Origin of the sequence: Flavobacterium sp. ZB4P23, from assembly GCF_003970375.1 — a bacterium.
In the GTDB taxonomy this organism is placed as follows: Bacteria; Bacteroidota; Bacteroidia; order Flavobacteriales; family Flavobacteriaceae; genus Flavobacterium.
The window spans coordinates 267,023-282,454 of the sequence record NZ_RYDK01000001.1 but is presented as its reverse complement, the minus strand read 5'-3'; the positions used below and the strand labels follow the sequence as shown (position 1 = coordinate 282,454).

Annotated in this window: 7 protein-coding genes and 1 pseudogene; 7 read left to right on the top strand and 1 reads right to left on the bottom strand. The window is 38.7% G+C overall.

Annotation, left to right across the window (positions count from 1 at the left end; genetic code table 11):
- Positions 1-20: 20 nt before the first annotated feature.
- Positions 21-915, bottom strand: a pseudogene (locus EKL99_RS01190) (IS1595 family transposase).
- A gap of 530 nt (positions 916-1,445) precedes the next feature.
- On the opposite strand from EKL99_RS01190, the gene EKL99_RS01185 reads away from it, so the two are divergent.
- From EKL99_RS01185 to EKL99_RS01155, 7 genes are all read left to right on the top strand, one after another.
- Positions 1,446-1,685, top strand: coding sequence for a hypothetical protein (locus EKL99_RS01185; protein ID WP_126553183.1), 240 nt, complete (start codon positions 1,446-1,448; stop codon positions 1,683-1,685).
- Positions 1,686-2,896: 1,211 nt separating this feature from the next.
- A complete protein-coding gene (locus EKL99_RS01180; RefSeq protein ID WP_126576241.1) occupies positions 2,897-4,570 on the top strand; it encodes a hypothetical protein in 1,674 nt (557 codons plus the stop codon).
- A gap of 19 nt (positions 4,571-4,589) precedes the next feature.
- Entirely contained in the window at positions 4,590-5,279 is a 690-nt protein-coding gene (locus tag EKL99_RS01175) for a hypothetical protein (protein WP_126576240.1), read from the top strand.
- A gap of 58 nt (positions 5,280-5,337) precedes the next feature.
- Positions 5,338-5,925 carry a hypothetical protein gene (locus EKL99_RS01170; protein ID WP_126553191.1) on the top strand — a complete coding sequence of 196 codons (588 nt, stop codon included), beginning with the start codon at positions 5,338-5,340 and terminating at the stop codon, positions 5,923-5,925.
- 686 nt (positions 5,926-6,611) lie between these two features.
- Entirely contained in the window at positions 6,612-9,584 is a 2,973-nt protein-coding gene (locus EKL99_RS01165; RefSeq protein WP_126576239.1) for a hypothetical protein, read from the top strand.
- Positions 9,585-9,934: 350 nt separating this feature from the next.
- Positions 9,935-12,340 carry a hypothetical protein gene (locus EKL99_RS01160; protein WP_126576238.1) on the top strand — a complete coding sequence of 802 codons (2,406 nt, stop codon included), beginning with the start codon at positions 9,935-9,937 and terminating at the stop codon, positions 12,338-12,340.
- A gap of 388 nt (positions 12,341-12,728) precedes the next feature.
- The gene (locus tag EKL99_RS01155) at positions 12,729-15,086 is read left to right on the top strand and encodes a hypothetical protein (protein ID WP_126576237.1); all 2,358 of its coding nucleotides are present in this window, start codon (positions 12,729-12,731) and stop codon (positions 15,084-15,086) included.
- Positions 15,087-15,432 lie beyond the last annotated feature (346 nt).

The window sequence follows — 15,432 nt, the reverse complement described above, 5'->3', positions numbered from 1 at the left end:
AGTAGTATTGAGGTCGGTATTTAAGCACATATCATTTCTTGATGAGTAATATTCTCTGATTTCACCATCCTTTTGATTAAATTGTTAAAGATTGTGTCTTTGTTTTGAGAACGATTAATTCGGTAACAAAATTCAGCAAAATATCTGTTAATATTATTCTCACTTACCCAAGAATAAGGTTGTTCTTATCCAAGATTTCACTGGATGAATCATAATATGTAATGCTTTAAAATTAGACCCTTTATCACTTAATATTTGTGTTAGGTCATAATCCTTAGCAATAGGATTGTATCCTTTCCATTTGTCGGTCGTTATTCTTGCGTGTAAATCTATATGTTTTTCGAACATTTTTCTTAAAGATTTAGCGGAGTAATCGAGGATTTGAAAGGTATAAAAACGTTTTGCTTTTCCGTTATCTGTAAGTTCCAAAGCACATATGGCTTTTTTCTTTGTACTGTCATAACTTCGTCCGGGTTTACCTTCTTCATAGCCACCTACGACATATTCATCAACATTAATTACGCCAGTCATAGGGAAATTTCCACTTGATTTCATAGCCTCACGCACTTTATGCATAAATAACCTAGCGGTTCTTTGGTGAACGCCAAAACGAACTGCAGTTTGAGAAGCGGAAAGACTTTTTGTACTAGTTGACATTTCAAAACAAATAAAAAATGCTTTTTTCAAACCAAATTTTACTTTGTGGAATAAAGCGTTAGCCATTGCCAATTCAGTATCGCTACAAATATTACAAGTTCTCGCAAAATCTTTGCGTACTTGACTTTTTGTATGACCACACTTACTACAAACACAGTGCTCTGACCATTTTATTTCTAAAAGATATTCTCTACAATCTTGGTCTGTTTTGAATCGTTCAGCAAACTCTATGAGGTTTTGTCCTTTAAAAATTTCCATTTTTTCTATGTTTTACTAGACTTTAAAGGTGTGAATTTAAATGCAGACCTCAATAGTAGTATATTTTAGCCATGTGATTTCTGGAGGGGTTAACTTTAAATTTTCAATATAAATATAGAGCGATCATATGAATAGCCTATTTAATAAAAGATTGTGGATGTAGTTGCGGGAGAGTTCTTTACTTTTATATTTGGGCAATTATACTCCTTTTATTTACACTTGTTACTTTTAGATAGGAGTTATTATTGAAAATAGTAATATTTGAAAAAAATAGTTGTCATGCCACCTTTTTATCCATTTGAGTTTGGAACGTGTGTACAAAAGTTTTTTGTTTTTTGAAAAATGTCTGAGAGTACTTTTCGTTAAAGTTTTTTTTTATCAAGTTACAGGGGTAGTAGGTACTTCAATTTTTTTGGTTTGTTTACTTGAAAAAATGCAACATTTTTTTCTATCCTGTACGATGTTATTTTTTTGATAAACAAGCTTGGATTAAGTAGTATTTCAATTTAAGTATTTTAAATATTTTAGCAATGAAGAAGATAATTAAATATGTTATTAGTGCGGATGGAATTCCGATTTTGTTTAGTTGTGATATATTACATGCTGATGTGTTGCAAAGCAGTTCTATATCCGCAGGTTTTTTGATTCTGAGGTATGATGTTGCAAAGGCTGCTTTTTTAGTAAAATGTTTTGGAGAAAGTAGCTCTTTAAAAGTGAAATCAAAACTTGAAGTTGATGAAAAAATAATCGAAGATTTTTTTAATTTTTAGTTTAGGATTAGAAAAAAACGTATTTAGATTATTGGGATATTTAGCGCATTTAAAGCAGCAGTAGTTGATGGAATTTAGGGGTAACGAGCTCAGATTGTTTAAGGAAATGAATAGAAAAGGGCATTAAGTAATCAGCATTTTTTTAGGTTTTCGGATCACGTTCTAAAATTAATAATTGTTTACGATAGGCCAGAAAATAATGGTTTGCTAAGAAGCAAAAAAAATAAGTATGTGTGAAAAATAAACTCCTGATTTATGACTTTTCAAACGGTTGCAAATTCATTATTAAAAAAAATGAATTTGATTTCAAGAGCTTTTTTGAATACATAAGGGAGGAAGTTATTGATTATAATGATTTTGTTGCAGTGATTTTTATTGTCAACTAGACTGTAGAACTTTTGGATATGATGTGGATTTATAAATAGGAGTGCTGATTTTTTTAGGGACTCGGATAATGCAAATCAGTAATGCTTTAGAAGAGTTAGAGGATACTATTTTTCTTGATTTACAGCTAAGTCGTCAGGAAATGATAGATTATATAAAGTTTAATTTGAGGCTTTCCGGGGCTTCTAAGGTAGGTTAAACAACAAGATAAAAACACATTGTATATCCCTCTATTTATTGAGTTGTAAAGAGTTTTTTTATGTACAATTCTTATTTTAATTTGTTGGACTACCAATGTTGTTCGTTAATTAGTCCAATTAGGAGTTCAAGCGCAATGTTAGTAAGGTAAGGTTTATTTTGTCATTGTGAGGAAAGAAGTAATTACATCTGTTGCTCTAGTTAGGAGTTTTCATTTAAATGTCAGTTCGAGTGATTTTATAAATTATCGATAGCAGTTTATAAAATTGTATCGAGAACCGTTGTTTACTAAATAGCTTCTCGATACATTTTGACTTATTACGTTGCTGTTTTCTACCACAATCCTACAAGTCAAAATCCCGAAGTCTCGGGACGAAGTGACGTTGCTTGAAGATGCATACAGTCTGCTCAGCGTTTTTAGATTCAAAATCCTGTTTTAATTTTGATTAGCATGCGGCACATGATTTCAGTTCGCTTTTTATAAAAAACGTGTTATGTTTTTTTGAGATTGAATAATGCCGATATTGATACGGTTATTCCCTGAAAAGTGCACTTGTTTATTTAGGATGGTATTTTCACAAGAAAATGATTTTATTTGAGGTCATTATTACTGTAAAACTTAAAAACGTATGAAAAAATTTTTATTTATCATTGTGTTGTTCATGGGATTGTCGAGCTATGCGCAAGTAGGGGTTGGAACTTCTAATCCGGATACATCAGCTCAACTCGATGTGGTTTCGACAAATAAAGGAATTTTGATTCCTCGAATGAAATTAACGGGAACCTCGGATGTTAGTACTATAGCCAACCCAAAAGAAAGTTTGTTAATTTATAACACGGCAACTGCTGGAGATGTTGTTCCAGGATTTTATTACTGGAATTCGCTTAAGTGGGTTACTTTAGCAGGAGGTCTTTCAGGGAATGTTGCAATAAGTAGTGGAGGAACAGGGGCGACTACTGCTCCGGCTGCTTTGGCTAGCTTAGGAGCGCAGTCAATCGCTAATATTACTACAGTATTAGGAACTACCTTGGATCATTATCCTTCAGAAAGTGCGGTGACAACGTACGTCGATACCGAAGCCACTAGAGCTGCTACTGTTGAGTCGGGATTGCAAAATCAGATTTTTTCCGAAGTAAGTAGAGCTACTACTGCCGAATCGGGATTGCAAACTGCAGTTGGTTTAAAAGCATCAACGGCTAATGTAACTGCTGCGGTAGCTACAGAAACTACAAGAGCCACTGCTGCCGAAGTTGCATTGCAAGCGAACATAGATACTGAAGCAACAACGGCTAGAGCAGCAGAATTATTAAATTCTACAGCAATAACTAATGAAGCAACCACAGCTAGAGCAGCAGAATTATCAAATTCTACAGCAATAACTACTGAAGCAGCTACAGCTAGAGCAGCAGAATTATCAAATTCTACAGCAATAACTAATGAAGCAACCACAGCTAGAGCAGCAGAATTATCAAATTCTACAGCAATAACTACGGAAGCAACCACATCTAGAGCAGCAGAATTATTAAATTCTACAGCAATAACTACGGAAGCTGCTACAGCTAGAGCAGCAGAATTATTAAATTCTACAGCAATAACTAATGAAGCAGCTACAGCTAGAGCAGCAGAATTATTAAATTCTACAGCAATAACTACTGAAGCAGCTACAGCTAGAGCAGCAGAATTATTAAATTCTACAGCAATAACTACGGAAGCAACAACGGCTAGAGCAGCAGAATTATCAAATTCTACAGCAATAACTACTGAAGCAGCTACAGCTAGAGCAGCAGAATTATCAAAAGAAGATAAAATTAACAAGACTATTGTTATTGACGCTACTGCTAATGATACAAAATATCCTAGTGCATTAGCTGTAAAAACGTATGTTAATGCTGTTCCTTCTTTTTATAATGCTGATGGTACTTTAACTGGAGCAAGAACAGTAACGCAGAATAATAATAACTTAACCTTTACTACAGGGACTGCACAACTAGTTATTGATGGTGCTTTGAAATTGAATGCGGCTGTTATACATAATTTTGTAACGACTACAGCTAATGCATATACTATTCCTGATAATGCAAATACGGTTTTATATAATGGTGTAGGGGCCTCTATTTTAACTTTGCCGACACCTTCTGCTGCAAATACGGGTATGGAAATTAAAATCATTAATGCCTCTGCTTCCGCAATTAATTGTACTGGATCTATTAGTACTGCTTTTGTTCTTAATATTCAAGGAGGTACAGTTTGTCATGCTTTTTGTGATGGTACTTCATGGTTATTATATCAAAGTTCATTATAATAATTAAATTACCTAAAGGATGATACAGAAAATTTTTATAGTTATGTGTTGTTTGTTGTTGGTTCAAATTAGTTTTGGTCAAATAAAGATAAATACTAATATTGGTACTACAACTATGAATACGAACTCTGCTTTTTTGGATGCTTCTAGTTCACCTAGTTGGAATAATATTACTAATACTAATTTAGCTAAGGGGTTAGTTTTTCCAAGAGTCGATTTGACAACTATGGCGAATATGGCTCAGGCGGGAACTACGGGGCCTACTAATAATCCAAATCGTTTTGATGGGATGTTAGTGTATAATACCGCCACAGGAACATCAGGTATTGGATTAGTTGCGGTAAAACCCGGGTTTTATTATTACAGCAATAAATCAGTTACTCTAAACGGGGGGACCTGGCTTGCAGTTGTGTCTAAGGACGCTGTTGTGGCTACAAGTGTGGTAACTAAAACGGCCTCTTATGTAATTGTCGATAGCGACTCTACGGTATTGTGTAATGCTACTGGGGGTGGGTTTACGGTGTCATTACCTGATGCTGCCATTAATTCCGGGAAAACCTTTATAATTAGTAAAACAGATACCAGTGATAATGCACTAACGTTCTCTCCCTCCCTAAAATTTGCCGAGGGAGTTCTAGTCAGTGTTTTAAATTATACAAAAACACTAAAAGTGCAAAGCGATGGCACTAGTTGGGTTGTTGTCAATTAAGTAACAATTCGTAAAATAAATGGAATATTCTTAAATAACAATTAATAAATAACACATTATGAACAACAAGTACACAAAAGCATTAGCGATTTTATTATTCGCAGCTGCAGGAATTACAACGGCATCAGCACAAGTTTCTCAAAAGATAGGAGCAAACCCTTTTGCTCTTACAAAAAGTGCCGCTCTGGAGATCGAGAGTACTACAAAAGGTTTTTTGCCTCCTCGTATGACACCAGCACAACGTGATCTTATTGCTACCCCGGCAACGGGATTAACGATTTATAATATCACTGATAATTTATTGCAAGTGAATACAGGAACAACAGCGTTACCAGTGTGGAGTGCCGCTACAGTTACTGCAACTACACTTCTGGCAAAAGTTCTTGATTATACCGTACTTGGTACTGATGCTACCGTTTTGTTTGATGTTTCTGCTGCATCAGCAGGGCTAACCGTAACATTACCGGATGTTCTTGCTAACAAAGGTAAAATTTTCACCATCATTAAAATAGATGCATCAGAAAATAAATTAAAATTTGTCCCAGCATTAGTTTTTAATATAGAATATCCTGCGGTTAGTGAATTGAACTATGCTAAGGCGGTTAGAATTCAAAGTGACGGTTCAAAATGGAATGTTATTAATTAATATTTTTCATTTATGAAATTAAGGTTAACTGGGTTTATCCCAAAAACTAACTAACAATTTGAATCAAGGGTTGCGTTTATACTTTTTTTGGGGGTAAGTCACGGTCCTCATCCGTTTTTAAAGCGGGTGGGGTCTATTCCTCAAGAATAGCGGTATTTTATTTTAACCCTCTATAAACATTAATAAAGAATACCATTCTGACTATAAAACACTTAAAATCAGCTACTAATTAATCAAATCAATGGAGTACACCATTTTTTTTAACATTAATTTTCACCCAAAAGTTACAGTAAGAATTTTGAATGATTATTTGTCTATTAGGGTTCAAAGTGACAGAACAAACAGGAATGTTGATGATTACTTTTTAGGGCATTAATGCTAGTGGGTTATTTATTTTAATAGCCTTTATGTATTATGCTTAGAATGGGTTTATAGTCTCTTAATGCAGCATACAATAATTTATTTGCCATTACGGTATAGAATGCAAACAACAACAACAACAACAACAATAACAACAAAAGGAGCAATTAATGTGATTTCTCCAATTGTACAATGCTATATTAATTTTAAAAATTAATAGATCATTAAAATTTTACCCCAGCCCTCAATGTAATAAATTGGTAATTAAGTAATTGTTGAATAACATTCTCGGTTGCTTAATTTTAATTTTTAATCTCTATATTATTATGTATTCAAAAATAACAAAAATAGGTTTATTTTTTCTTTTCATTTGTTGCTGCATAAACAACGCATCGGCGCAAACGGTTCAGAAAATTGGAGGTACTCCTTTTAACGTAACCAAAAGTGCCGTCTTCGAACTAGAAAGTACAACCAAAGGATTTTTACCACCCCGAATGACGACCCTTCAGCGTAATGGTATTATAACTCCAGCTGTAGGATTGACTATTTTTAATATTGATACTATTGCATTAGAGATAAATACAGGAACGACACTACAACCGGTATGGAGTTCAGTGAAAGGCTATTTGCCTTTGGCAGGAGGAACGATGACGGGAGCTGTAGGTGTTAATGGGGCAACATTGACTTTAAATACGGATACTGCTGTTGCCAATACAAATACCACTACCATAGGAGGTGGGCTTGGCACAGGAACTATCACCCTTGGAGGTACAGCAACTCAAGCGATAAATATTGGTACTGGAGCAACTGGTACAAGTGTAAAAACAGTTACTGTAGGGAGTACAGTCAATTCTAGTGATACAACAATTCAGTCCGGTACAGGAGCTTTAAATTTAACACCAGCCGCAACAGGATCTATAGTTATAGGTAATGCAGCAGGATATGGAGAAGTCTCTTTAGGATCCTCTAGTAACACTCATGTTACTAGTGTAGGTGCAGCAACATCAGCAGGTGTATCTACTGTTAACATTGCAACAGGTGGTACAGGTAATAATAAAGTTAACATTGCAACAAGTTCAGCTGAAAATTTAGTTACTATTGGTAGTAGTGCATCACAAGTTGGTGTAGGCGGAACGCCAGTAACTTATGCAGCTTTGGCAGTGACTTCAACGACCAAAGGATTTTTGCCACCCCGAATGAATTCTGGAGAGCGAGATATTCTTGGAGGGACTCTTACTAAATTAGTAGATAAAGGAATGGTTATTTTTAATACAACTAATAATGCATTAGAGGTAAATACAGGAACTCCAGGTGCTCCGGCATGGACAGGTTTATCTAATTCGTACTTGCCTTTGGCAGGAGGAACGATGACAAGTACGGCAGTAATCCAGGGATCAGCATTGAAATTAAATGATGGAACCACTGGTAATCTTGTTAATACAACAGACATAGGAATTGGAGGTACCACAGGAACTATCACCCTTGGAGGTACAGCAACTCAAGCTATAAACATTGGTACTGGAGCCACTGGTACAAATGTAAAAACAGTTACTATAGGTAGTACAGTTGGTGCAAGTGCTACAACAATTCAGTCCGGTACAGGAACGTTAGGTTTAAAGCCAACAGGTACAGGATCTATAGTAATAGGTAATGCAGCAGGAACAGGAGATATTACTTTGGGATCCTCTAGTAATACTCAAGAGACTCATATAGGTGTAGGAACTGCTACTGGAATCGCTAAAGTATTCATTGGATCAAGTCGTGGAGGTGGTACTGGCGGTAGTGATGTTAACATAGGAAATATTGCTACCAATGTTTCTACTTATCCTTCCACTGTAAGAATTGCATCAGGAGCAGGTATAAATACGGTTCTTCTAGGGGGGTTTAGTGAATCAAGTACTACGACGATTCAGTCAGGTACAGGAACTTTAAGTTTAACACCAGCAGAAACAGGGCCTATTTTGATAGGTAATCCAGCAGGAACAGGATTAGGAACAATCACTTTGGGATCATCTACTGCTGCTCAAACTACTAATATAGGAACTGGAACGGGTATATCTACGGTAAAAATTGCTACAGGTTCAGATACTAATGCAAATTTAGTTACTATAGGAGGCGGTCTGTCACAAGTTGGTGTAGGCGGAGCGCCAGTAACTTATGCAGCTTTGGCAGTGACTTCAACGACCAAAGGATTTTTGCCACCCCGAATGAATTCTGGAGAGCGAGATATTCTTGGAGGGACTCTTACTAAATTAGTAGATAAAGGAATGGTTATTTTTAATACAACTAATAATGCATTAGAGGTAAATACAGGAACTCCAGGTGCTCCGGCATGGACAGGTTTATCTAATTCGTACTTGCCTTTGGCAGGAGGAACGATGACGGGTACACTTGGTATCAGTGGGACAGCATTGAATTTAAATAATAATGCTTCTACAAACGCCACTACCATAGGAGGGGGTAGTACCTCAGGTGCTATAACCCTTGGAGGTACAGGAACACAAATTATAAATATTGGTACTGGAACAGGGACAAAAACAGTTTCTTTAGGGAGTGATGCCAGTACGAGTGCCACAACGATCAAGTCCGGTTCAGCAGCATTAACGTTAACACCAGCCGCAGACCTAGCAGGAACAATAGTTATAGGGAATGCAGCAGGACTGGGACCTATCACTTTAGGATCGTCTACTGCAGCTCAAACTACTAATATAGGAACTGGAACGGGTGTATCTACGGTTAATGTTGGTACAGGAGGTACGGGTGCAAACTTAGTTACTTTAGGGAGCACTACTTCACAAGTTAGTATAGGTGGAATTTCATCAAGTACTACAGCGGCCTTAGATATAAATTCGACTACAAAAGGTTTCTTGCCACCACGATTGACTGCTTTACAGCTAACAACACTTAATAGTACATTACCAGCTTCAGGATTGACTATTTATAATACAGACAATTCTGCATTAGAGGTAAATATAGGAACTCCTGCTGTTCCGGTATGGAAATCAGCTACTAGTAATCCGTCTATAAGAATTCAAACGCTTAGTACTCCTCAACTTACATCAGCAGATTCGACTGTTTTGTTTGATACTACAAGTGCTAGCTTGACTGCAACTTTGCCAACTGTTACTACTGCATTAACCGGAAAGATATTTTTTATACGTAAAGATGATAATTCAACAAATACGTTGACTATTTCACCAGCATTAAAATTATCGGGAGTTACAACAACTGTTGTTTTAAATTATGCCAAAACTATCAAAGTGCAATGTGATGGTACTAATTGGATAATCATTGATTAATTTTTAGATATATAGAAGCAAAACTTAAGTGGGCAGGGAAGGCCTTCGAGTACAAAAAATAAGTTTACTCTTTGGGTTACTACAGCAGGAAAAATATAAAGTCTCTAGGTTCCGGTACACAAAGTGTATCGACTAGAGGAGTCTTACGGTTTTTGAGGGGCAATTGCTTGTAAGAATTTATTAGCTTTATTTTCCTGTTCGTGGTGGCCATCAACCGAGAGAGACGCTGTTTAAAATAAAACAGCATTGTAATTGTAAAGAAGGAAACTGGATACTGATACCACCGGATAGCGATTACATACAGAATGAATAAAAAAAGTAGTGTATAAATAGAGTAACTGATATTGATTATGTATAACAAACAATTAAAAAAAATTGTGTTGCTTCTTTTGATAGGAAGTTTCGCTGGTGTAGTCTCTGCTCAGACGCAGACGACATTGTTAAAGCTAGGAACTAATCCCTATACCATTAATACCTCGGCGGCGCTTGAAGTAGAGAGTACTACTAAGGGTTTTTTGCTTCCGCGTATGACCGCTGCGCAGCGTGATGGTATTACCTCTCCGACGAATGGTTTAACGATTTATAATACTTCTTCAAATTGTGTGGAGTGGTATAATGGTACCACCTGGCGCAGCAATTGCACCATTAAGGGAGCCACAATAGCTACTATAAATTGTGCAACAGCGACTACCAGCGGTACCTTAGTTAGTCAATTAGCTTCAAGCAGTGCCACTTCTATTATTCCTTACACCGGTGGTGATGGTAATGTATATACGAGTCAAGTAGTTGCCTCAACTGGGGTAACTGGTTTAACCGCCACCTTGGTTGGAGGAAATTTTGCTGTGGGTGCTGGATCATTGGGCTACAGCATTACGGGTACTCCTGCGAGTGCAGGCACCGCTTTGTTTGCCATTTCTATAGGGGGTCAATCGTGTAGTTTGAGCGTTACGGTTCAAGCAAGCGCCATAACATCAATAACATGTTCAAGCGCTACTACCACCGGTACTTTGGTTGGTGGTATAGTTTCGAGCGGTGTAAGTTCTTCTATCCCTTACGCAGGGGGTAATGGTGGTTCGTATGCCGGACAAGTTCTTACCTCAACAGGGGTAACTGGTTTAACCGCTACCTTGACTGCAGGGAATTTTGCTGTGGGTGCTGGATCATTAGCTTACACCATCACGGGTACTCCTTCCGCTTCAGGTACAGCTTCCTTTGCCATTAGCATAGGCGGTCAGTCGTGTACTTTAAATGTTACTGTAGCAACGGGGTCTATAGCTACACTCAATTGTGCAGGAGCTACTATCACCGGTACTTTAACTCAAAATAAAGTCGCTAGCGGTGTAAGTTCTTCTATAGCTTATACAGGTGGTAATGGCGGGACGTATCCCGCTCAGGTAGTTACCTCAACTGGGGTAACTGGTTTAACCGCTATCTTGACTGCAGGGAATTTTGCTGTGGGTGCTGGATCATTAGCTTACACCATCACGGGTATTCCTATCGGTGCAGGCACGGCATCCTTTGCTATTGCCATAGGCGGTAAATCGTGTAGTATAAGCATTCCTGTAATAGCAGGAGGCTCGATAAATTCTTTAACATGTTCTTCAGCCACTATTACCGGTACTTTAGTTGATGGTAATGTAGCCAGCGGAGTAAGTTCGGTTATTACTTACCCTAGTGGTGATGGTGGTTCGTATCCCGCTCAAACGTACCCCTCGACAGGGGTAACTGGATTAACAGCGACCATTGCTGCGGCGAATTTTGCAACGGGTGCCGGATCATTGAATTATACCATTTCAGGTACTCCTGCGGGTTCTGGCACGGCCTCCTTTGCCATTTCTACAGGCGGTCAGTCGTGTAGTTTAAACATCCCTGTAGCACCAGGTTCCGTAGCTACACTTGCAATTGCCACTACTTCTGGTTTTGTTACCGGAAATGTAGCCGCTAACGGAGTAAGTTCAGCTATCCCTTATACAGGGGGTAATGGAGGTTCGTATACCGCTCAGGCAATTACCTCAACCGGGGTAACGGGTTTAACGGCGACCTTGGTTGCAAATAAATTTGCTGTTGGTGCAGGTACATTAACCTACAATATAACGGGTACACCTGTTGGATGGGGGAGTGCTTCCTTTGCAATTACTATTGGAGGACAAACACGTAATTTAATTATTAGCACTTGTGGTGGTTATTTAAACACGTCGGGTACTTACAAACAATTTATGTGTTACAATTTGGGGTCAACAAACACTACCTCAGATCCAAATATTCCAACGCAAGGCAATAACGGTGCTTATTACCAATGGGGTAGAAACACTGCTTCTGCTACCGACAGCACCCCTGCAGGACCAGTCTCGGGTTGGAGTAATTCAACTACAACTGCATGGGGTGATGGCATTAAATCCGCCAGCGATCCTTGTCCTACCGGATACAGAGTACCCACTGTTAGCGAAATAGTTAATATGACTAATAGTAATACTAAAACCGTGATAGGGACTTGGGCAAATGATGGTAATTTCGCTAGTGCCATATCCTATGGGTCAAATAATATCATAACGATTACTTTTCCGGCTGCGGGCTATTGCGACTTTAACGCCAATGGTGCGTTGACCATGCGTGGCGCTAATGCCTGGTATTGGTCTGGTAGTATGAGTAGCGGCTACCCCATATTAACTTCTTGGTATATGCCCAACACTGTTGTCGCAGGCAATGGTATAATGAATAGTCTTTATGGCGCTTCAGTGCGTTGTGCATTAGAATAATTCGATTTATTTGACTATTAAGCAATTTTTCTTAGTGTGTGTACAGCACACCGGATATGATAACGAAGTTAAGTATTCTGTATAAAAATATTTTTGGTTGTACGGGCAGGAAAATAGAAAATTTTTGGTCATGATACATGTGTATCATCGATGGGCCCTTGCTGGTATTGTTGAGGATAACGTGTTGAATTTATTTTCTTTAAGTGGTGACCAATAATCAAGATAGGTTTAGTTTTAAATAAAACAGGATTGTAGTCCTAAAAAGAAGAAATTAGCTCATTAAAAGATCTCAAATGAGATTAAATTAGAGTAAAAAAGTAGTGTATAAATAGGGTAATAAATACAGATTATGTATAATAAATTATTAAAAAAAATTGCGTTGCTTCTTATGATAGTACCTTTTGTAGGAACAGTCTCTGCACAGCAGCAGACATTGTTAAAGCTAGGAAATAATCCCTATACTATTAATGTCTCGGCGGCGCTTGAAGTAGAGAGTACTACTAAGGGTTTTTTGCTTCCGCGTATGACCACTGATCAGCGTATTGCGATTGTCTCTCCGGCGAATGGTTTAACAATTTATAATATTACTCTAAATTGTGTGGAGTGGTATAATGGTACCACCTGGCACAACGGTTGCACCATTCAGGGAGCCACAATAGCTACTATAAATTGTGCAACAGCGACTACCAGCGGTACCTTAGTTAGTCAATTAGCTTCAAGCAGTGCCACTTCTATTATTCCTTACACCGGCGGTGATGGTAATAAATATACCGGTCAAGTAGTCACCTCAACTGGGGTAACTGGTTTAACCGCCACCTTGGTTGCAGGAAATTTTGCTGTGGGTGCTGGATCATTAGCTTACGCCATTACGGGGACTCCTGCAAGTGCAGGTACCGCTTTATTTGCCATTTCTATAGGGGGGCAATTGTGTAGTTTGAGCGTTACAGTTCAAGCAAGCACCATAACATCAATAACATGTTCAAGTGCTACTACTACCGGTACATTAATTGGTAATATAGCTTCGAGCGGTGTAAGTTCTTCTATACCTTATGCAGGGGGTAATGGTGGTTCGTATGCCGGACAAGTTCTTACCTCAACAGGGGTAACAGGTTTAACTGCTACCTTGACTGCAGGGAATTTAGCTGTGGGTGCGGGTACTCTTACTTATGCCATCACGGGTACTCCTGTCAGTTCAGGTACGGCTATCTTTGCCATTAGCATAGTCGGTCAGTCGTGTACTTTAAACGTTACTGTAACATCGGGTTCTATAGCTACTCTCAATTGTGCAGGAGCTACTACCACTGGTACTTTAACTCAAAATATAGCCGCTAGCGGTGTAAGTTCTTCTATAGCTTATACAGGTGGTAATGGCGGGACGAATACCGGTCAGGTAGTTACCTCAACTGGGGTAACTGGTTTAACCGCTACCTTGACTGCAGGGAATTTTGCTGTGGGCGGTGGAACATTAGTTTACACCATTACAGGTAGTCCTATCGGTTCAGGCACGGCTTCCTTTGCTATTGCTATAGGTGGTAAATCGTGTAGTATAAGCATTCCTGTAATAGCAGCAGGCTCGATAAATTCTTTAACGTGTTCCTCAGCCACTATTACCGGTACTTTAGTTGATGGTAAAGTAGCCAGCGGAGTAACTTCTGTTATTACTTACCCTAGTGGTAATGGTGGTTCGTATCCCGCTCAAACGTACCCCTCGACAGGGGTAGCTGGATTAACAGCTACCATTGCTGGAGCGAATTTTGCTACGGGTGCCGGATCATTGACGTATACCATTGCGGGGACTCCTGTGGGTTCTGGTACGGCCTCTTTTGCCATTTCTACAGGAGGTCAATCGTGTAGTTTAAACATCCCTGTAGCACCAGGTTCAGTAGCTACACTTGCAATTGCGAATACTTCTGGCATTGTTACCGGAAAGGTAGCCGCTAGCGGAGTAAGTTCAGCTATCCCTTATACAGGGGGTAATGGTGGTTCGTACGCCGGACAAGTTATTGCCTCAACAGGGCAAGCAGGTTTAACTGCGACCTTGGTTGCAGGGAATTTTGCTAATGGTGCAGGTACATTAACCTACAATATATCGGGTACGACTGTTGGGTGGGGCGGGGCTATCTTCGCAATTAGTATTGGCGGACAAACCATGAATTTATACATTAGCACTTGTGGTGCTTATGTATCCTCGGGTGTTTACAAACAATTTATGTGTTACAATTTGGGGTCAACAGACACCACTTCAGATCCAAATACTCCAAAACAAGGTAATAACGGTAGTTATTACCAATGGGGTAGAATCGAACCTGTTGCTACAGACAGCACTCCTGCAGCAGCAATCTCGGGTTGGAATGCCTCATACGCAGCCACTAATGCGTGGTCGTCGGGCACTAAAGGCGCCTACGATCCTTGCCCTGCTGGATATATTGTACCCAGTTCTGTGCAATTTATTGGTGCGCAGAGCGCTAATACTTTAAGCTATACAGCGAGTTGGGTAAATAACGGTAATTTCACTACTGCCGTATTCTTTTCAATTGGCACTACCAAAACGCTTACTTTGCCGGCAGCTGGCCAACGCAACTACGACAATGGTATGTTGGATCAGCGTGGCGCCGTTGCCGGGTATTGGACTAGTGATCCTTCTACCACCTACAGCTCAGTCTATGTATGGTATAACGGCGCGTCTATAGGCAGTGCCGCAGTCTACAGTTCTTATGGCTTTCCAGTGCGTTGTATGGTACAATAATTCAATTTATTTGACTATTAAGCATTTTTTTTTCTTAGTGTGTGTGTACCGCACACACTACGGTTTTTTTAAACTGTGAAGCAGTCAATTTTTTTAGCATTTAACACGTAGTAAGATATTAGTCTTACTACGTTTTTTTATAAAAGCCAATGAATAGAGTAACAAAAATAAAGTAGCTCTCTATGAGAATTATGAATTCATGGCAAAATTTTATCCTAAATACCGAGCATCTGGGGACAAATGCTTCTCGATATCCGTCACTTCGAGTGATTTTTAATAGTAATGCGACAGCTTTACTATTAAAAATTGTATCGAGAAGCAGTATAAACCGTAATGGTTCTCGATA